The sequence below is a fragment of the Hydrogenophaga sp. genome (genome assembly GCF_019264445.1).
GTDB lineage: Bacteria > Pseudomonadota > Gammaproteobacteria > Burkholderiales > Burkholderiaceae_C > Hydrogenophaga.
In genome coordinates, this window is the sequence record NZ_JAHVAB010000057.1 from 30,132 (window position 1) to 49,424 (window position 19,293).

At 66.0% G+C, this 19,293-nt stretch carries 20 protein-coding genes; 17 read left to right on the plus strand and 3 right to left on the minus strand.

What is annotated here, in order from left to right; genetic code table 11:
- The first annotated feature begins 14 nt into the window (after positions 1-14).
- The 5 genes from KXJ60_RS10425 (at position 15) to KXJ60_RS10445 (ending at position 5,424) form a co-directional block, all read left to right on the plus strand.
- On the plus strand, positions 15-674 hold the full coding sequence (locus KXJ60_RS10425) for a GntR family transcriptional regulator (protein ID WP_291126963.1): 660 nt from the start codon (positions 15-17) through the stop codon (positions 672-674).
- Positions 675-771: 97 nt separating this feature from the next.
- Positions 772-2,067, plus strand: coding sequence for a malonyl-CoA decarboxylase family protein (locus KXJ60_RS10430; protein WP_291127119.1), 1,296 nt, complete (start codon positions 772-774; stop codon positions 2,065-2,067).
- Positions 2,068-2,098: 31 nt separating this feature from the next.
- Positions 2,099-3,085: a tripartite tricarboxylate transporter substrate binding protein gene (locus KXJ60_RS10435; RefSeq protein ID WP_291126965.1), complete on the plus strand. Its 987-nt coding sequence runs from the start codon at positions 2,099-2,101 to the stop codon at positions 3,083-3,085.
- A complete protein-coding gene (locus tag KXJ60_RS10440; RefSeq protein WP_291126967.1) occupies positions 3,082-3,852 on the plus strand; it encodes an enoyl-CoA hydratase/isomerase family protein in 771 nt (256 codons plus the stop codon). Before KXJ60_RS10435 ends, KXJ60_RS10440 begins: the two co-directional genes overlap by 4 nt.
- A gap of 18 nt (positions 3,853-3,870) precedes the next feature.
- Complete coding sequence (locus tag KXJ60_RS10445; RefSeq protein ID WP_291126969.1) at positions 3,871-5,424, plus strand: malonyl-CoA synthase; 1,554 nt, start codon at positions 3,871-3,873, stop codon at positions 5,422-5,424.
- 6 nt (positions 5,425-5,430) lie between these two features.
- On the opposite strand, the gene KXJ60_RS10450 is transcribed toward KXJ60_RS10445, so the two are convergent.
- Positions 5,431-5,874, minus strand: a complete 444-nt coding sequence (locus tag KXJ60_RS10450) for a universal stress protein (RefSeq protein WP_291126971.1) — start codon at positions 5,872-5,874, stop codon at positions 5,431-5,433.
- Positions 5,875-6,073: 199 nt separating this feature from the next.
- On the opposite strand from KXJ60_RS10450, the gene KXJ60_RS10455 reads away from it, so the two are divergent.
- The 9 genes from KXJ60_RS10455 to KXJ60_RS10495 all read left to right on the plus strand — a co-directional run bounded on the left by KXJ60_RS10455 (position 6,074) and on the right by KXJ60_RS10495 (position 13,790).
- Positions 6,074-8,344, plus strand: coding sequence for a cation-translocating P-type ATPase (locus KXJ60_RS10455; RefSeq protein ID WP_291126973.1), 2,271 nt, complete (start codon positions 6,074-6,076; stop codon positions 8,342-8,344).
- A gap of 9 nt (positions 8,345-8,353) precedes the next feature.
- Positions 8,354-8,491 (plus strand): cbb3-type cytochrome oxidase assembly protein CcoS, encoded by a 138-nt coding sequence (gene ccoS, locus KXJ60_RS10460; RefSeq protein ID WP_291126975.1) that lies wholly within the window; start codon positions 8,354-8,356, stop codon positions 8,489-8,491.
- 92 nt (positions 8,492-8,583) lie between these two features.
- Positions 8,584-10,029: a cytochrome-c oxidase, cbb3-type subunit I gene (gene ccoN, locus KXJ60_RS10465; RefSeq protein WP_291126977.1), complete on the plus strand. Its 1,446-nt coding sequence runs from the start codon at positions 8,584-8,586 to the stop codon at positions 10,027-10,029.
- A gap of 10 nt (positions 10,030-10,039) precedes the next feature.
- Positions 10,040-10,663 carry a cytochrome-c oxidase, cbb3-type subunit II gene (gene ccoO / locus KXJ60_RS10470; protein WP_291126979.1) on the plus strand — a complete coding sequence of 208 codons (624 nt, stop codon included), beginning with the start codon at positions 10,040-10,042 and terminating at the stop codon, positions 10,661-10,663.
- A 19-nt stretch (positions 10,664-10,682) separates the two neighbouring features.
- A complete protein-coding gene (locus KXJ60_RS10475) occupies positions 10,683-10,850 on the plus strand; it encodes a cbb3-type cytochrome c oxidase subunit 3 (RefSeq protein ID WP_291126980.1) in 168 nt (55 codons plus the stop codon).
- Positions 10,847-11,767, plus strand: a complete 921-nt coding sequence (gene ccoP / locus KXJ60_RS10480; protein WP_291126982.1) for a cytochrome-c oxidase, cbb3-type subunit III — start codon at positions 10,847-10,849, stop codon at positions 11,765-11,767. Before KXJ60_RS10475 ends, ccoP begins: the two co-directional genes overlap by 4 nt.
- Before the next feature lie 89 nt (positions 11,768-11,856).
- On the plus strand, positions 11,857-13,230 hold the full coding sequence (gene ccoG / locus KXJ60_RS10485; protein ID WP_291127121.1) for a cytochrome c oxidase accessory protein CcoG: 1,374 nt from the start codon (positions 11,857-11,859) through the stop codon (positions 13,228-13,230).
- Between the two features lie 30 nt (positions 13,231-13,260).
- Positions 13,261-13,554 carry a nitrogen fixation protein FixH gene (locus tag KXJ60_RS10490; protein ID WP_291126984.1) on the plus strand — a complete coding sequence of 98 codons (294 nt, stop codon included), beginning with the start codon at positions 13,261-13,263 and terminating at the stop codon, positions 13,552-13,554.
- A 2-nt stretch (positions 13,555-13,556) separates the two neighbouring features.
- Positions 13,557-13,790, plus strand: coding sequence for a hypothetical protein (locus KXJ60_RS10495; protein WP_291126986.1), 234 nt, complete (start codon positions 13,557-13,559; stop codon positions 13,788-13,790).
- On the opposite strand, the gene fnr is transcribed toward KXJ60_RS10495, so the two are convergent.
- Positions 13,768-14,487 carry a fumarate/nitrate reduction transcriptional regulator Fnr gene (gene fnr, locus KXJ60_RS10500; protein WP_291126988.1) on the minus strand — a complete coding sequence of 240 codons (720 nt, stop codon included), beginning with the start codon at positions 14,485-14,487 and terminating at the stop codon, positions 13,768-13,770. The two genes, KXJ60_RS10495 and fnr, sit on opposite strands and share 23 nt — an antisense overlap.
- A gap of 128 nt (positions 14,488-14,615) precedes the next feature.
- Here fnr and hemN point away from each other — a divergent pair, with 128 nt between their 5' ends.
- The gene (gene hemN / locus KXJ60_RS10505; RefSeq protein WP_291126990.1) at positions 14,616-15,995 is read left to right on the plus strand and encodes an oxygen-independent coproporphyrinogen III oxidase; all 1,380 of its coding nucleotides are present in this window, start codon (positions 14,616-14,618) and stop codon (positions 15,993-15,995) included.
- Between the two features lie 22 nt (positions 15,996-16,017).
- Complete coding sequence (locus KXJ60_RS10510) at positions 16,018-16,689, plus strand: sulfite exporter TauE/SafE family protein (RefSeq protein ID WP_291126992.1); 672 nt, start codon at positions 16,018-16,020, stop codon at positions 16,687-16,689.
- Positions 16,690-16,694: 5 nt separating this feature from the next.
- On the opposite strand, the gene KXJ60_RS10515 is transcribed toward KXJ60_RS10510, so the two are convergent.
- Positions 16,695-17,624 carry a DMT family transporter gene (locus KXJ60_RS10515; protein WP_291126994.1) on the minus strand — a complete coding sequence of 310 codons (930 nt, stop codon included), beginning with the start codon at positions 17,622-17,624 and terminating at the stop codon, positions 16,695-16,697.
- 318 nt (positions 17,625-17,942) lie between these two features.
- On the opposite strand from KXJ60_RS10515, the gene aceA reads away from it, so the two are divergent.
- The gene (aceA, locus tag KXJ60_RS10520; RefSeq protein ID WP_291126996.1) at positions 17,943-19,274 is read left to right on the plus strand and encodes an isocitrate lyase; all 1,332 of its coding nucleotides are present in this window, start codon (positions 17,943-17,945) and stop codon (positions 19,272-19,274) included.
- Positions 19,275-19,293: the final 19 nt, after the last annotated feature.

Sequence of the window (19,293 nt, forward strand, 5' to 3'; positions counted from 1 at the left end):
TACAGAGGCGGTCCATGCTCAACTCTTTGCACGACGAGGTGGCCACGAAGTTGCGGGAACGCATCTTTGCGGGGGCACTGGCGCCGGGCAGTTTTGTTGACGAGCACGCGTTGTGCGCCGAACTGGCGATCTCGCGCACGCCACTGCGCGAAGCGCTCAAGGTGCTCACGGCTGAGGGTTTGCTCAGGCACGAGCCACGGCGCGGGTGCTTTGTGAGCGAGGTCACCGAAAGCGATCTGGACGACATCTTCCCTGTGATCGCGCTGCTCGAGGGTCGCTGCGCGTTTGAAGCCGCCAACAACGCTACCGACGCGGACCTCGCCACGCTGGAGCAACTGCACGAGCGGCTCAACCGCTGCGCCAAAGCCCGGCTCATCAACGAGTACTACGAGGCCAATTTCGCCATCCACGAGGCCATCATCACCCTGGCCAACAACCGCTGGCTGGCGCAGGTGATCGTTGACCTGCGCAAGATCGTCAAGCTCGCGCGCCTGCAGCAGCTGCACGCGCCGGGCCGGCTGGACCAGAGCCTGTCGGAGCACATGGCCGTGTTTGCGGCGCTCAAGGCGCGCGACGCCGAGGGCGCGGAAGCCGCCATGCGAACCCACCTCACGCGCCAGCGCGTGGCCTTGCGCGACCTCGCGCGCAGCCAGAAGTCCCGGCTCAAGGCATGAACGCGCTGCCTCGCCTTCGCCCCGCCACCCGCACCACCGCGCCCCACCTGGAGGTATTCCCGTGACTCCCCCCGACTGGCTTGCACAGGGCGTCTCGATGCTGCGCCCAGCCCCCAAGGTCTCCGCCCCGCGCACGACCCAGGAGCGGCTCAAGGCGACCTTGAGGCACGACGAGGAGGCGATGTCGCCCCGCATGCTGCGCCAGTCGCTCAAGGAGCTGCAGGCCATCGTGGACCCGCTGGTGAGCGAGGTCGAAGGCGGACGGCGCGCGCAAGCCATGATGGACTGGTACGCCAGTGCCACGCCGCCCCACCGGCGCGACCTGTGGCTGCTCATGAGCGAGCGCTTTGTGGCCGACCCGCAGCATGTGAAGCAGGCACAGGCCCAGTTCGCTGCGGCGGTGGGCACGCCCGATGAGGCGGCCGCCGAGGTGCTGTACCGCCGCGCCACCGTGTCGCCCCGGCGCCGCCTGCTGCAGCGCTTCAGCGCCAACCCCGACGGTGTGCGCTTTCTGGTGGACATGCGTGCCGAGTTTCAGCCACAACTCAAGACCGACAAGCGCCTGCTCGCGCTCGATGTCGAGATGGAATACATGTTCTCCACCTGGTTTGACGTGGGTTTCCTCGACCTGCAGCGCATCACCTGGGATTCGCCCGCCTCGCTGGTGGAAAAGCTCATCAAGTACGAAGCGGTGCACGACATCCGCAGCTGGTCCGACGTGAAGAACCGGCTGGACAGCGACCGGCGCTGCTACGGCTTCTTTCATCCGCGGTTGCCCGGCGAGCCGCTGATCTTTGTGGAGGTGGCGCTCATGAACGAGATCGCCGCCAGCATCACGCCGCTGCTCGACGAATCGGCCGAGCCGGCGGACCTGGACAAGGCGACCACCGCCATCTTCTATTCCATCAGCAACACGCAGACGGGCCTGAAGGGTGTGAGCTTTGGCGACTCGCTCATCAAACGCGTGGTGGAAACGCTCAAGCAGGAGTTTCCGCGCCTCAAGACCTTTGCCACCCTCTCGCCCATTCCCGGGCTGCGCGGCTGGCTCGCGAAGAACGCACCGGCCGAGCTCGTGAAGACCTGGGAGCGGGTCGACGAACTGGCCGAAGGCGCCCCCGAGCGCCGCACCCTCATGGGATGGGCCGCACGGTACCTGGGCGAAGAGCTGCACAACGGCAAACCGCTGGACCCGGTGGCCCGCTTTCACCTGGGCAACGGTGCGCGGGTGGAGCGGCTGAACTGGGCGGCCGACCCTTCGGCCAAAGGCCTCAAGCAGTCCCACGGGCTGATGGTGAACTACCTCTATGACCTCAAGCGCCTGGACAAGCACCGGGCCTTGCTCGCGCAGGGAAAAATCCCGATAGCCGCAGCGATCAAAGACCTATACCTTTGACGCCGCCATTTCAACCACAGGAGACAACAGCATGACGGACAGCCTGAACAGAAGAGACATCTTGCGCGCGGCCATGGCCAGCGCCACCCTTTACGCCACGGCGGGTCACGCACAGTCGACCTGGCCGAGCAAGCCGGTGACGATGATCGTGCCGTTCCCTGCCGGTGGTGGCACCGACGCCTTTGCCCGCCCCATGGCCGCGCAGTTTTCCCGCCTGACGGGCAAGAGCCTGGTGATCGACAACCGCGGTGGCGCGGGTGGCACGCTGGGCGCCGGCATCGCGGCCAAGGCCGCGCCCGATGGCTACACGCTCTTCATGGGCGCGGTGCACCACGCCATTGCACCGAGCATGTACCCCAAGCTCGACTACGACCTGGAGAAAGACATGGTCCCGCTGATCCTGGTGGCCAGCGTGCCGCAGGTGGTGGTGGTCAACCCCAAGCGCGTGACGGCGGCCAACTTCAAGGAGTTCCTGGCCATGGTCAAGTCCAATCCCGGCAAGCTGAACTACGCCTCGGCGGGCGGTGGCACCTCGCACCACCTCGCGGGCGAGCTCTTCAAGCAGCAGACGAAAACCTTCATCACCCACATTCCGTACCGCGGCGCGGGCCCCGCGCTCAACGATCTCATTGCCGGCCAGGTGGACGTGATGTTCGACGGCCTGGGTTCTTCTGCTGCGCACATCAAGGGCGGTCGCATCAAGGCCCTGATGGTCTCGGGCAACAAGCGCAGCCCCGCTTTGCCCGACGTGCCCTGCGCCGCCGAAATGGGCCTGCCCGACTACAACGTGACCACCTGGTACGGCGTGTGGGCGCCGCGTGGCACACCGGCCGATGCGCAGGCGCGCGCCATCGAGGAAATCCGAAAGGCCGTGAGCACCGACGAAGCCAAGGCCGTCTGGGCCAGTCAGGGCGCAGAGTTTGCCAACGTGAGCGGTCCGCAGTTCGACGCCTTCGTCAAGGGCGAGATCCGCAAGTGGGCCGACGTGGTCAAGGCCTCGGGCGCCACGCTCGAATGAGCGGTCAGGTCCGTTGCTCGGTGGCCGACGGGCTGGCGTGGGTCACGCTGGCCCATGCCGGCAAATTCAACGCCATGTCGCGCGCGATGTGGCGCCAGCTCAAGGCTGTCTTCACCGCGCTGCAAGCCGACACCGGGCTGCGCGGCGCGGTGGTGGCGGGCGAGGGCGGCCACTTCTGTGCGGGCGGCGACATTGCCGAGTACCCCGACTTCCGCTTTGACGAAGCGCAGTTGCGCGACTTCCATGAGAACGATGTGTGGGGCGGCCTGCAGGCCATGCTGGCTTGCGACCTGCCGCTGATCGCACAGATCGAGGGCAACTGCATGGGCGCCGGCGTGGAAATCGCCAGTTGCTGCGACATCCGCGTGGCCGGGCAGGGCGCACGCTTTGGTGCGCCCATCGCCCGGCTGGGCTTTCCCATGGCCCCGCGCGAGGCGCAGCTGGTGGCCCGCGAAGCCGGCGTGGCCACCGCCCGCGAAATGCTGCTGGAGGCGGCCGTGGTCGCCGCCGATGAGATGCGCGCCCGCGGCTTCCTGAATGCCGTGCTGCCCGATGCCGAGGTGGCAGCGCACGTGCAAACCCGTGCCCAGCGCATGGCCCGCCTCGCCCCGCAGGCGGCACGCCTGAACAAGCAAACCCTGCGCGCGCTGTGCGCAGGCAATGAACCCATGGACGCTGTGGTGGCCGGTGCGTACCGCTACGCCGACAGCGCCGAACACCACGAAGGCATCGACGCCTTCCTGGCCAAGCGACAACCCGTTTTCTGAAACCACCGTTCAAACACCATGAACAACCACAACCTGTATGCCGCGCTGCGCGCGTCGTTCCCCGCCGACCTGGACACCACCGCCGTGGAGACAGTGGGCGGCGCCCACGCGGGCCTGCGCTACACCTGGCGCGACCTGGACCGCGCCAGCGCCATGATGGCCAACCTGCTCGATTCGCTGAAGCTGCCCGCGGGCTCGCGCATCGCGGCGCAGGTGGAAAAGTCGGTGGAGGCGCTGGTGCTGTACCTCGCCACGCTGCGCGCAGGTCACGTGTTCCTGCCGCTGAACACGGCTTACCAGTCCGGCGAGATCGAGTACTTCATTGGCAACGCCGAGCCCGCCGTGGTGGTGTGCAGCCAGGCCAACTTCGGCTGGGTGTCGAAGATCGCTTTCAAGGCCGGCACGCGCCATGTGTTCACGCTCGACGACGACCGCACCGGCAGCCTGCTGCAGCGCGCCGCCCACCACAGCGACCAGCACACGCCTGCGGTCAGCGGCGCCGACGACCTCGGCGTGATCATCTACACCAGCGGCACCACCGGGCGCAGCAAGGGGGCCATGCTCTCGCACGGCAACATGCTGAGCAACGCCCAGGTGCTGCGCCAGTACTGGGGCTGGCAGCAGGGCGACGTGCTGATCCATGCGCTGCCCATCTTTCACGTGCACGGCTTGTTCGTCGCCATTCACGGGGCGCTGCTCAATGGCAGCCCGATGCTGTGGCTCAACAAGTTCGAGCCGCGCGCGGTGGTGGAGCTGTTTCCGCGCGCCACCGTGTTCATGGGCGTGCCGACGCTGTATGTGCGCTTGCTGGCGGAGCCCGGCCTCACGAAGCAGCAGGTGGCGCACATGCGGCTGTTCATCTCCGGCTCCGCGCCGCTGCTTATCGAAACCTTTGACGACTGGAAAACCCGCACCGGCCACACCATCCTGGAGCGCTACGGCATGAGCGAGACGGTGATGATCACCTCCAACCCCTATGCGGCGGACGCGCGCTTTGGCGGCGCGAGTGAGCGGCGTGGTGGCACGGTGGGCTTTCCCCTGCCGGGCAACGAGCTGCGCGTGGTGGATGAACACACCCGGACCGTGCCGGTGGGCGAGATCGGCGCCATTCAGGTGCGCGGGCCCAATGTGTTCAAGGGCTACTGGCGCATGCCGGAGAAGACTGCCGAAGAATTCACGGCAGACGGATTCTTCAAGACCGGCGATGTGGGGCGCATTGACGAGCGTGGCTACGTGAGCATCGTGGGGCGCAGCAAGGACCTGATCATCTCGGGGGGCTACAACGTGTACCCGGCCGAGATCGAGGGTTGCATCAACGAAATGCCCGGTGTGGCCGAGAGTGCGGTGGTGGGCGTGCCGCACCCCGACTTTGGCGAAGTCGGCGTGGCGGTGGTGATTGCCAAGCCCGGCGCGGTGGTGGACCCGGACGCGGTGGTGGCGGCGCTCAAGGCGCGCCTGGCCAACTTCAAGATCCCCAAGCGCTGCTTCGTGGTGGCCGAGCTGCCGCGCAACACCATGGGCAAGGTGCAGAAGAACCTGCTGCGCGAGCAGCACAAGGGTCTGTTCGCCTGAGGCGGGTCAGCGCAGCACGAGCACCGGAACGTGCGAGTGCGTCAGCACCTGCTGCGTCTCGCTGCCCATCAGCAGCCGCTTGATGCCGCGCCGCCCGTGCGAGGCCATCACGATCAGGTCGCACTTGCTGCGCTTGGCCGTGGCGATGATCGCCTCGGCCACCAGGTCGGCCTTCACCGTCACCGGCTTGACCTTCACCTCCAGCAATTGCCCGGCTGACTTCACCGCCGTCACCGCGGTCATCGCTTCGTCGTGCCACTGCTTCTCGATGCGGGCGATCTCGGCCGCGGCCAGGGCCACGCCGCCCTCGAAGTACGTTTGCGGGTAGCGCGGAATCACCTTCAGCGCCACCACTTCTGCGCCCGTCAGGTCCGCCAGGTTCAGGGTGTGATCCACCGCCATTTGCGACAGTTTTGAGCCGTCGGTCGCTACCAGAATGCGCTTGTACATGGAGTGCTCCTTGTGTGTTGATGGCAGAGGCCTCAGGTTAGTCCGATGCGCACCGCCGGGGTTGACCTATGTCAAAGGGTTGAAACACGACGTGAACTAGGCTTGCGCCATGCCTCAAGCTGCGTCCGTTTTGCCGGCAAGCCGCGTGCCTGCTGTCCCCACCGTTGACCCTGCCACCCCGGCCAGGGCTGGCGCTGGCATGGAGTGGCTCGGCCTGCACCGCGGCCCGCTGACGGTGACCGACGACTTCGCCGTGCTGGACGACCCGGTCGAGCAGGACACCTTCACGCGCAGCGACCTGCAAGGCCTCGCTCCGGACGAGGCCGAGTCGGTGCTGGTGGTGCAGGGGATGTATTGCGCTGCCTGTGCCGACACGGTGGAAGCGGCCTTGCAGGGCCAGCGCGGTGTGCGCCGCGCACAGGTGCACGCCGCCACGCGCCGCCTCACCTTGCAATGGCAACCCTCGCAGACGCGCCTGTCAGACCTCGCCCGCAAGGTGGGCGACGTGGGTTACCGCCTGTTGCCCATGCAGCAGGCCTTGTCGGTCAGCGAGCGCCTGCGCGAGACGCGCCAGGCGCTCTGGCGCCTGTTCGTGGCGGGCTTTTGCATGATGCAGGTGATGATGTACGCGTGGCCCGCGTACGTGACCACGCCGGGCGACATTCCGCCCGACATCGAGCAGCTGCTGCGCTGGGCGAGCTGGGTGATCAGCCTGCCGGTGGTGTTCTTTGCCAGTGGCCCTTTCTTTGCCAGCGCCTGGCGCGACCTGCGGCATGGCCGCGTCGGCATGGACACGCCGGTCTCCATCGGCATCCTGGTGACGTTTCTCGTGAGCTCGGCCGCCACCTTCGACCCCGCCGGACCCTGGGGCACCGAGGTGTGGTTCGACTCGCTCACCATGTTCGTGTTCTTCCTGCTGGGCGGGCGCTACCTCGAACACAAGGCGCGCGACCGCACAGCGGGAGCGCTCGACAGCCTGATGAACCGCCTGCCCGAGGTCTGTGACCGGCAGAAGGCCGAGGGGGGCTACGAGTCGGTGTCGCTGCGGCGTCTGAAGGTGGGCGACACCGTGCGCGTGCAGGCTGGGCAGGCCTTTCCCGCCGACGGCGAACTGCTCGATGGGGTGGCGCAGGTGGATGAGGCGCTGCTCACAGGCGAGTCGCACCCGGTGGCCATCAAGGCCGGGCAGGGCGTGGTGGCGGGCAGCTTCAACCTGGGCGGCCCGGTGCGGGTGCGCCTGAACCGCGTGGGGCCAGACACCCGTTTTGCCCAGATCGTGCAGCTCATGGAGCGCGCCTCCACCGAGCGGCCACGCCTGGCCGTGCTCGCCGACCGCGTGGCCGCGCCGTTTCTGCTGCTGGTGTTGCTCGCCGCGGTGCTGGCCTTTGCCGGGTGGTGGCAGGTCGATCACACCCAGGCGCTGGCGGTGGCCGTGGCGGTGCTCATCGTCACCTGCCCCTGTGCGCTCTCGCTGGCCACGCCGGCGGCCATGCTGGCCTCGGCCGGGGCGCTGGCGCGGCGCGGTGTGCTGGTGCGACGGCTGCAGGCCTTCGAGGCGCTGGCCGGCATCGACGCCGTGGTGTTCGACAAGACCGGCACCCTCACGCACGACCGGCTGCAGCTGCGCCGTGTGAGCACGCGCGAGGGCGTCAGCGAAGCGCAGGCGCTCGCGCTGGCCGGTGCCCTGGCCGAGGGCTCGCTGCACCCGGTCTCGCGCGCGATCGCAGAGCAGGCTCGGAAGGCGCCTTCAGGGCTGGCCCCGCTGGCCGGCCACACCGAGCGTGCCGGGCACGGCATGCAGGCGCTGCAGGACGATGGCGCCTGGGTGCGGCTGGGCTCTGCGGCGTTTTGTGGCGTGGAGGCCCAGCGCCTCATGCCCGACGGCGTGCCCGTGGTGTACCTCGGCGATGCACGGGGCTGGCTGGCCAGCTTCGAGCTGCAGGAAAGCCTGCGCGAAGACGCGCACGAGGCCGTGTGCGCCCTGCGCGAGCTCGGCGTGCGCACCTGGCTGCTGTCGGGCGACCACGAGGCTGCCGCGCGGCAGGTGGGGCTGGCGGTGGGGGTGGACCACGTGGTGGCCAGCGCATCGCCCGAACAGAAGCTGGCCGAGATCGCGGCCATGCAGGCGCGTGGCCTGCAGGTGGCGATGGTGGGCGATGGCCTGAACGACGGACCGGTGCTGGCGCGCGCCAACACCTCGTTTGCACTCGGTCACGCGGCACCGCTGGCGCAGGCGCAGTCCGACTTCATCGTGCAGGGTGGTCAGGTGATGGACGTGGTGCGCACGCTCGTGCAGGCGCGCGCCACGCTGCGCACCGTGCGGCAGAACCTGGTGTGGGCAGCGGCCTACAACCTGGTGTGCGTGCCGCTGGCGCTCATGGGTTTCATGCCGCCCTGGCTGGCCGGTCTGGGCATGGCCGCCAGCTCGCTGCTGGTGATCGGCAACGCGCTGCGCCTGGCGCGCCGCTGAAGGTTTCTCATGGACATCCTCTACCTCCTCATCCCCGTTTCTGTCCTGCTCGTCTTCGGGATCATCGGCGTGTTCTGGTGGGCGTTGCAGGCCGGCCAGTTCGACAACATCGAGCGCGAAGGCGAGCGCATTCTCAAGGGCGATTGAGCGTGCAAACAAGGTCGCGCTTGATGTAGGTCAAGGCGCAAAACAGACACCCTGCGCACACTGGCATCAGTGACATTTGCGAGGAGTTCTGTATGTCCGTGACCAACAAGGCCAGCCCATCGGCGGTCTACAACGACCGGGTTGTTCGGCAATTCGCCCTCATGACCGTGGTGTGGGGCGTGGTGGGGATGCTGGTGGGCGTGATCATCGCCGCCCAGCTCACCTGGCCCGCCCTCAACATGGGTGTCGAGTGGCTCTCTTATGGCCGCTTGCGGCCGCTGCACACCAACGCGGTGATCTTCGCGTTTGGCGGCTGCGGTCTGTTTGCCGCCAGCTACTACGTGGTGCAGCGCACCTGCCAGGTCCGCATCTTCTCGGACAAGCTGGCCGAGTTCACCTTCTGGGGCTGGCAGCTCGTGATCGTGCTGGCGGCCATTTCATTGCCCCTGGGCTACACGCAGGGCAAGGAATACGCCGAGCTGGAGTGGCCCATCGACCTGCTGATTGCGGTGGTGTGGGTGGCCTATGCCATCGTGTTCTTCGGCACCATCGGCGTGCGCAAGGTGCGCCACATCTACGTGGCCAACTGGTTCTTCGGCGCGTTCATTCTGGCGGTGGCGGTGCTGCACATCGTCAACAGCGCGGCAGTGCCGGTGGACCTGTTCAAGAGCTACTCGGCCTACGCCGGCGTGCAGGACGCCATGGTGCAGTGGTGGTACGGCCACAACGCGGTGGGCTTCTTCCTCACCGCCGGTTTCCTGGGGATGATGTATTACTTCATTCCCAAGCAGGCCGAGCGCCCGGTGTATTCGTATCGCCTGTCGATCGTGCACTTCTGGGCGCTGATCTTCACCTACATGTGGGCCGGCCCGCACCACCTGCACTACACCGCGCTGCCGGACTGGACGCAATCGGTCGGCATGGTGTTCTCGCTGATCCTGCTGGCGCCCAGCTGGGGCGGCATGATCAACGGCATCATGACCCTCTCGGGCGCGTGGCACAAACTGCGCGACGACCCGATCCTGCGCTTCCTCATCGTCTCGCTCTCGTTCTACGGCATGTCGACCTTTGAGGGTCCGATGATGTCGATCAAGACGGTGAACGCACTGAGCCACTACACCGACTGGACCATTGGCCACGTGCACTCGGGTGCCCTGGGCTGGGTGGGCCTGGTGACCATGGGCTCCATGTACTACCTGATCCCGCGCCTGTATGGGCAGAAAAAGATGTACTCGGTGCCCGCCATCGAGCTGCACTTCTGGATCGCCACCATCGGCATCGTGCTCTACATCGCTGCCATGTGGATCGCAGGGGTCATGCAGGGCTTGATGTGGCGCGCCGTCAACCCCGACGGCAGCCTGACCTACACCTTCGTCGAATCCGTCAAGGCCACCTTCCCGTTCTATGTGATCCGCCTCGCCGGTGGCCTGCTGTACCTCGGCGGCATGCTGGTGATGCTGTGGAACACGGTGATGACCGCGCGCAGTGGCCGGGCAGAAGACGTCCGCATTCCCGCGCTCAACCCCGCTCACGCCTGAGGACCACACCATGTCCAACCACAAACCACAAGGTTTCACGCACGAGCGCATCGAGACCAACAACTTCCTCATGATCGTGCTCATCGTGCTGGTGATCGCGGTCGGCGGGCTGGTCGAAATCGTTCCGCTGTTCTTCCAGAAGTCCACCACCCAGCCGGTGGAAGGCCTCAAGCCCTACAGCGCGCTGCAGATTGCCGGGCGCGACGTGTACGTGCGCGAGGGTTGCTACAACTGCCACTCGCAGATGATCCGCCCCTTCCAGGCCGAGACGCTGCGCTACGGCCACTACTCGGTGGCGGGCGAATTCGTCTACGACCGGCCATTCCAGTGGGGCAGCAAGCGCACCGGCCCCGACCTCGCCCGCGTGGGTGGGCGCTACTCCGATGATTGGCACCGCATCCACCTGAACAACCCGCGCGATCTCGTGCCCGAGTCGAACATGCCGGCCTATTCCTGGCTGGAGAAAAAGACCGTGGACGAAACCGGCTTGCCCAAGCGCATGCAGGTGCTGCGCACGCTGGGCGCGCCCTACACCGACGAGGAAATCGCCTCGTCTGTGGCCGATGTGAAAGGCAAGACCGACATGGACGCGCTCATTGCCTACCTGCAGGTGCTGGGCACCGCCATCAAGTAAGTGCCAGGGAGAACACACCATGGACATCAACGACCTTCGCAGCGCCGTCACCGTGATCAGCCTGATGACCTTCCTGGGCATCGTGGCCTGGGCCTGGTCCCGGCGCAATCAGTCGCGCTTCGATGAAGCGGCCATGCTGCCGTTTCAGGAAGACGCCACCAACGACCGCACGAAAGAACCGTCATGAGCGACTTCACCAGCGAATTCTGGACTTGGTACGCCGCCGGGCTGACCCTCGTCAGCATCCTGGCCTGTCTGGTCCTGCTCTGGATCAGCGGCACGACCAAGGTCAAGGCCTCGGCCGACAACACCACCGGCCATGTGTGGGACGGCGACTTGCGTGAGATGAACAACCCGCTGCCCAAGTGGTGGGTCTACCTGTTCGTCATCACCGTGTTGTTTGCGCTCGCCTATGGCGTGCTGTACCCGACCTTCGGCAAGTACCAGGGGCTGCTGGGCTGGTCTTCCCAAGGCCAGCACCAGGCCGAGGTGGCGAAGGTGGAGAAGACCATTGCCCCCATCTACGCCCAGTTCGCCAGCATGACGCCGCCGCAACTGGCGGGCAGCGCGCCGGCCATGGCCATTGGCGAGCGCCTGTTCATGAACAACTGCGCGCAGTGCCACGGCTCGGACGCGCGCGGCGCCAAAGGCTTCCCCAACCTCACCGACAACGACTGGCTCTGGGGCGGCGACCCGGCTGTGATCAAGACCACCATCACCGAAGGCCGCATGGGCGTGATGCCGCCGATGGCCGCTGCCGTGGGCACACCCGAGGACGTGCGCAACGTCGCGCATTACGTGCTCAGCCTCTCGGGCAGCCCGCACGACTCGGTGCGCGCAGCGATCGGCCGCAACAAGTTCGGCGCCTGCGCTGCCTGCCATGGCATGGAAGGCAAGGGCAACCCCGCCATGGGCGCGCCCAACCTGAGCGACAACACCTGGCTGCATGGCTGGGGTGAAGAGGCGGTGGTGCGCGCCATCACCAAAGGCTTCACCAACCAGATGCCGGCGCAGGCCGGCAAGCTCAACGCCGACCAGATCCACGTGTTGACCGCCTACATCTGGGGCCTGTCCAACAAGGCGGAGACCGCAGCCGCCAACTGAACGGGCGCGCCGCCTGAACCACCGTGAACCCCACCCCTGCCTCTGCCAGAGCCCCCATTCCCATCGTGCCCGTTGCCGACGACGGGGAGATGGTGTCCCTCTACGCCTCGCGCGAGAAGATCCAGCCGCGCTCGGTGTCGGGCGTGTTCGCCCGCTGGCGCTGGGCCATGGTGTGGCTCACGCAGCTGGTGTTCTACGGGCTGCCCTGGCTGCAGTGGAACGCGCGGCAGGCGGTGCTGTTTGACCTGGAGGCGCGGCGGTTCTACCTGTTTGGCCTGGTGCTGTATCCGCAGGACTTCATCTATCTCACGGGCCTGCTGGTCATCTCTGCGCTGTCGCTCTTTCTGTTCACGGCGGTGGCGGGGCGGCTGTGGTGCGGCTTCACCTGCCCGCAAACGGTCTACACCGAGATCTTCATGTGGATCGAGAAGAAGGTGGAGGGCGACCGCTCGGCGCGCATGCGCCTGGACAACGCGAAGCTCTCGGCCACCAAGCTGGGCAAGAAGACGCTCAAGCACGCGCTGTGGATCGCCGTGGCGCTGTGGACCGGTTTCACGTTTGTGGGCTACTTCACGCCGATGCGCGAGCTCGGCGCGCTCACGCTGGCCGCATCGCTCGGGCCCTGGCAGCTGTTCTGGGTCGGCTTCTACGGGTTTGCCACCTACGGCAACGCCGGCTTTCTGCGCGAGCAGGTGTGCAAATACATGTGTCCCTACGCGCGCTTCCAGAGTGCGATGTTCGACAAGGACACCATGATCGTCACCTACGACGCGCAGCGCGGCGAGCCGCGCGGGGCGCGTTCGAAGAAAGCCGACCCCAAGGCGCTGGGTTTGGGCTCGTGTGTGGATTGCACGCTGTGCGTGCAGGTGTGTCCCACCGGCATCGACATCCGCAAGGGCCTGCAGTACGAGTGCATTGGCTGCGCCGCCTGCGTGGACGTGTGCGACGACGTGATGGACAAGGTGGGCTATCCGCGCGGGTTGATCCGCTTCTCGACCCAGAACGGCGTGGCCCGTGGTTGGGACACGCGGCAAATGCTCAAGCGCGCCATACGCCCGCGCGTGCTGGTCTACACCGGCATCCTGCTGGCCATCACGCTGGCCGTGGGCATGAGCCTGCTGCTGCGCACCCCGTTGAAGGTGGACGTGATCCGCGACCGCGGTGCCCTGGCGCGCATGGTGGAGCAGGGGCGCATTGAAAACGTGTTCCGCCTGCAGATCATGAATGCCACCGAGCAGCCCCAGCGCTACGCCATCAGCGTGTCGGGCCTGCCCGGCATTGCGCTGGCTTCAGGTGCCGAGGTGCAGGTGCTGTCGACCGAGGCGCGTGCCGTGGCGGTGCGGGTGCAGATCCCTCCCGACGCGGCCAGCGCGGGCTCGCACCCCATCGCCTTCGAGATCCGCGCGCTGGGCGACGACGCGATCCATGTCACTGAAAAAGCGGCGTTCCTCGTACCGCGCTGAGTCCCGATGCTGTCACTCAAGGAGATATCCATGAATCCCTCATCCTCAACCGCCGCTGCCCCTGCCGTGGCCTGGTGGCGCGTGCCGCAGATGTGGCTGGTGGTCGGCGGCCCGCTGGCCGTGGTGGTGGCCAGCCTCATCACCGCGTTCATCGCGGTGCGCCATGCCGACCCCGTGCTGGACAAGGCGGTGTTCGAGCGCGACCGCGAAGCCGCGCTGGTGCTGCAGGGTCAGGCCAAAGCCGATGCGCTCATCAAGCTGCAGCCCGCCCACCAGGCCCGCAACCACGCCGCATCGCCCGTGGTGCCCGCGGCAGATCGCTGAACATGGAAACGCGCGACTGGGTGGGCATCGCCTGGCCGGCTTTCCTGCTGGCGGCGGTGCTGGAGATGGTGGTGTTTGCGATGGTCGACCCGAGCGACCTGCACCGCTCCGGCGGCGATCCCCTGGGCTGGTCTCGGCAGGCGGTCTACACCGTGTCGTTCTTCGTGTTCTGGGCGGTCACCGCCGCATCCAGCGCCTTGACCGTCCTGCTGGTCAGCCGCAGGTCTGAGGGTTGACGATCTGGCGCAGGCCGTCCGTGCTCTTGATGTGAACGTAGCGCTGCTTGACGTCGATGATGCCGTCCTCGACGAACTTGGAGAAGGTGCGGCTCACCGTCTCCAGCTTCATGCCGAGGTAGCTGCCGATCTCCTCGCGCGTCATGCGCAGCACCAGCTCGGACTGCGAGAAACCGCGCGCGTGCAGGCGCTGCACCAGGTTGAGCAGGAAGGCGGCGAGCCGCTCTTCGGCCCGCATGCTGCCCAGCAGCAGCATCACGCCATGGTCGCGCACGATTTCGCGGCTCATGATCTTGTGCACATGGTGCTGCAGCGTGTTGAACTCGCGCGAGAGCTCTTCCACCTGGTCAAACGGCATCACGCAGACCTCGGCGTCTTCCAGCGCCACGGCGTTGCACGAATGGTGGTCACTGACGATGCCATCCAGGCCGATGATCTCGCCCGTCATCTGGAAGCCGGTCACCTGGTCGCGCCCGTCGGCCGTGGTCACGCAGGTCTTGAAGAAGCCCGAGCGCACGGCGTAGAGCGAAGTGAACTTGTCGCCCACATTGAAGAGCGCCGCGCCACGCTTGATGCGTCGGCGCTTGGAAATGACCTTGTCGAGTTTCTCCATCTCGTCCGGGTTCAATCCCATGGGGAGGCAGAGTTCGCGCAGGTTGCAGCTGGAGCAGGCGACTTTGATGGTTTGGGCATCCATGGCCGGAGCATACCCCCAAGGGTGTTTCAGGGGACATCTTTTGACGGCGATCTTTCCCCTGTTTGATCGAGATCAAGGAAGGGCCGCGGCGTGTGCCCCACAGTGAAGGCCTTGATGGAGATCCGACCTTGAGCCACGCCATACCTGACGAACTGCTGCGGCGCTTCGACGTCCCGGGCCCCCGGTACACCTCGTACCCCACGGCCGACCGGTTTGTGGAGGCGTTCACCGAGAGCGACTACGTCCAGGCGCTGGAGCAGCGCAGGGCAGGCTCCATGGCCCTGCCGCTGTCGCTGTATGTGCATGTCCCGTTCTGCGAATCGGTCTGCTACTACTGCGCGTGCAACAAAGTGATTACCCGGCACCACTCGCGCGCAGCCGAATACCTGCGCTACCTCACCCGCGAGGTGGAGTTGCAGGTGGCCCACGTGGGCAAGGGCCAGAGTGTGTCGCAGCTGCACCTGGGCGGCGGCACGCCCACGTTCTTGTCCGACGCCGAGCTGGAAGACCTCATGGCCATGCTGCGGCGCCACTTCACGCTGGTGCCTGGTGGCGAATACTCCGTCGAGGTGGACCCCCGCACCGTGACCGAAGAGCGCCTCATGGCACTGGCCCGCATGGGGTTCAACCGCCTGAGCTTTGGCGTGCAGGATTTCGACCCGGCGGTGCAGAAAGCCGTGCACCGCATCCAGCCGGCAGAGCAGGTGTTTGCGCTGGTGGCCGCAGCACGGCGCATCGGCTTCGAGTCGGTCAACGTCGACCTCATCTACGGCCTGCCGCTGCAGACGCCCGAGTCCTTCAAACGCACGCTGGCCCAGGTGAACGAGTTGCGCCCCGACCGGATTGCGCTCTACGGCTACGCACACCTGCCGTCGCGCTTCAAGCCGCAGCGCCGCATTTCGGCGGCCGAACTGCCCAGCGCCGGCGACAAGCTGACCATGCTGTCCATGTCGCTGGACGCGCTGATGGACGCCGGGTATGTCTACGTCGGCATGGACCACTTCGCCTTGCCCAACGATGCACTGGCCGTGGCCAAGCGGCAAGGCCGCCTGCACCGCAACTTCCAGGGCTACAGCACGCAGCCCGATTGCGACCTCATTGCGCTCGGTGTGTCTGCCATCGGCCGCATCGGCGCCACCTACAGCCAGAACGCCAAGACGCTGGAGGAGTACCGCGACCTGCTCGACCAGGGGCGACTGCCCATCGTGAGGGGGCTGGCGCTCACGCGCGACGACCTTCTGCGGCGGGCGGTGATCATGTCGCTGATGTGCCAGGGCGAAGTGCAGTTCGAGTCCATCGAGCTCGGCCACCTCATCGACTTCCGCAGCTACTTTGCCCGTGAGCTGGAGGTCCTCGACGGGCTGGCCGCACACGGCCTGGTGCGCCTGAGCACCAGCGGTGTTCAGGTGACCGAAGCCGGCTGGTTTCTGGTGCGCGCCATCGCGATGGTGTTTGACAAAAACCTTCAGGTGGACCGGGACCGCGCCCGGTTCTCCAAAATCATCTGAAGCCCCACGCCGGCACCGACACATGCAAACCTCCATGGCCGTGACGGCGCTCTTCATGGGCCTGGTGGGCGGACCGCATTGCGTGGCCATGTGCGGTGCGGCCTGCGCGGGCATTGGGCGCGCGGCGGGTGCGCGCAGCACGCGGGCGCTGCTGGGCTTTCAGCTGAGCCGCATGACCGGCTACGCGCTGTTGGGCGCCTTTGCCGCGGGATCGGTCCAGGGGCTGGCCTGGCTGGGCACCCACGCCGCCGTGCTGCGCCCGGTCTGGGCCATGTTTCATGTGGCGGCCCTGTTGCTCGGCGCGGTGTTGCTGTGGCAGGCCCGCCAGCCCGCCTGGATCGAATCGCTGGGTCAGAACGTGTGGCGCCGCGCCCGCCCGGCCCTGGCGGCGCTGGGCCCGCAGGCGCCCGTGGTCCTCGGGCTGGGTTGGGCGCTCATGCCTTGCGGCCTGCTGTATTCGGCCTTGCTGGTGGCGTCGCTGTCGGCCCATGCGCTGGAAGGCGCGGCCCTCATGGCCTTGTTCTCGCTGGGCACCTCCGTGTCATTGACTGCAGGCCCGTGGCTGATGCTGCGCCTGCGCGGCGCGCGCACGGGCGGCTGGGGCATTCGGCTCGCGGGCCTGGCGCTCGCGCTGACCTCTGGCTGGGCCCTCTGGATGGGCATCACCCAGCCCAGCGGCTTGTGGTGTGCCTGAGCGGATCAGCGAGGCCCCGCTGCGCGCCCTGGCAAGGTCGCCAGCACGAGGCCGAGCAGGGCGATGCCGAACGCCACGCCTTGCATGACCGTGAGCCGCTCGCCCATGAACAGCACGCCGATGATCGCGGCACTGATGGGCAGCATGACGGTGAACACGCCTGCCTGTGAGGCCGGCACGGTTTTCAATCCGGTCATCCACAGCCACACCGTCCACACGCTGGCGGCCAGCGCATAGAACACGAGCAACCCCCAGACGGGCAGGGCCACCGAGGAAAAGTCAAACGTCCAGGCCGCCCACAGACCCATGGGCGTGACCAGCGCGAACCCCCAGAGGTTGATGATGGCCGAGATGCGCTTGGGGCCCAGACCCTCGGTCAGTCGCTTGCCGATGACCACATAAGACGCTTCGCAAATGACAGCGGCAAACACCAGCAGGTTGCCCAGCACAGCCTTGCTGATGCCGAACGGTCCGGCCGTGTCTGAAGGAACGTCGCTGTGCGTCTTCTGCAGCGAGAAAAGCCCGATACCCACAGCCGCACAGGCGATGCCCGCCACGCTGCGCCAGCCAATGCGCTCACGCAGGAGGAGCCAGCTCAGCACCGCGACCACGGCCGGTATCGACGACATCACCACGCCCGCCGCCACCGCTGTGGTCATGCTCACGCCAAACAGCATGCAGATCGAGAAGAGAAAGTTGCCGAGGAACGACTCGAGGAACAGCAACCCGCGAGTGCGTGGCGAGATGGCGGGTTCGTCCGCGGGCTTCTTCAGCCAGTTCCACATGGCCAGGCCACCGATGCCAAACCGCAGCCAGGCCAGCAGAAACACAGGGAACACGAGCACCAGTGGCTTCGACAGCGCCACATAGCTGCCCACCAGCGACATGCTCAATGCCAGGCTCAGGCAGGCCCACAAACGGTTCTGGGAGGTCACGGTCTACTCGGGGTGTGCAGGGAAGTGGGCCGCATCATGCCTGATGCCATCCTGCGCATTTCAGGATGAGAGAGGCATTTTTCTTGATATGAAAAACTGAAATGTTGCAACGCAAGAAATTTTCTCAATGCGAGAGATCGTATACCGCATAGAGAAATCGATATTAAATATCGTTGATAAATATAAAGAAAATTCTTGTCTTATATAAGACACAAGAGCTTTCCAAAGTCTTCTATAAGACTTAAAGTTGTCCCCAACGGCACAGCGTTCGCACGCAAAACCCGCCGCCCCGATCCATCAACCTCACGGAGTCTTCAAATGCCCCAATCCCTGACCGAGCAACTCAGCCGCCAACAGCAAATCGAAGCCCTGGAAAAAGACTGGGCCACCAACCCCCGCTGGAAGGGTGTCAAGCGTGGCTACTCCGCCGCAGACGTGGTGCGTTTGCGCGGCAGCATGCAGATCGAGCACACCTTGGCCAAGCGCGGTGCAGAAAAGCTGTGGGACAAGGTCAACGGCGGCGCCAAGAAGGGCTACGTGAATGCCTTTGGCGCCATTTCCGCTGGCCAGGCCATGCAGCAAGCCAAGGCCGGCCTCGAAGCCGTGTACCTGTCGGGCTGGCAGGTCGCCGCCGACGGCAACACCAGCGAAACCATGTACCCCGACCAGTCGCTCTACGCGTACGACTCGGTGCCCACCATGGTCCGCCGCATCAACAACACGTTCAAGCGCGCCGACGAAATTCAGTGGGGCCGTGGCATCGAGCCGGGCAGCCCTGAATTCATTGACTACTTCCTGCCCATCGTGGCCGATGCAGAAGCCGGCTTTGGTGGCGTGCTCAACGCCTTCGAGCTCATGAAGAACATGATCGCCGCCGGCGCCGCTGGCGTGCACTTCGAAGACCAGCTGGCCGCCGTGAAGAAATGCGGCCACATGGGCGGCAAGGTGCTCGTGCCCACGCAAGAAGCCTGCGAAAAACTGATCGCCGCACGCTTCGCCGCCGACGTGATGGGCGTTTCCACCATCGTGCTGGCCCGCACCGACGCAGAAGCCGCGAACCTCATCACCAGCGACCACGACGCCAACGACAAGCCGTTCCTGACGGGCGAGCGCACCCAGGAAGGCTTCTACCGCGTGAAGAACGGCCTGGAGCAAGCCATCAGCCGCGGCGTGGCCTACGCGCCCTACGCTGACCTGGTGTGGTGCGAGACCGGCGTGCCAGACATCGGTTTCGCCCGCGAATTCGCCCAGGCCGTGCAGGCCGCTTGCCCCGGCAAGCTGCTGTCGTACAACTGCTCGCCGTCGTTCAACTGGAAGAAAAACCTCAACGACAAGCAGATCGCGTCCTTCCAGGAAGACCTGGCTGCGCTGGGCTACCGTTACCAGTTCATCACGCTGGCGGGCATTCACATCAACTGGTTCAACACCTTCCAGTTCGCCCACGCCTACGCCCGCGGCGAAGGCATGAAGCACTACACGGAAATGGTGCAGGAACCCGAATTCGCTGCACGCGACAAGGGCTACACCTTTGTATCGCACCAGCAGGAAGTGGGCGCGGGTTACTTCGACGACGTGACCACGGTGATCCAGGGCGGTTCGTCGAGCGTGAAGGCGCTCACCGGCTCGACCGAAGAAGAGCAGTTCCACTGAGCTGAATCCCCGCATTCAG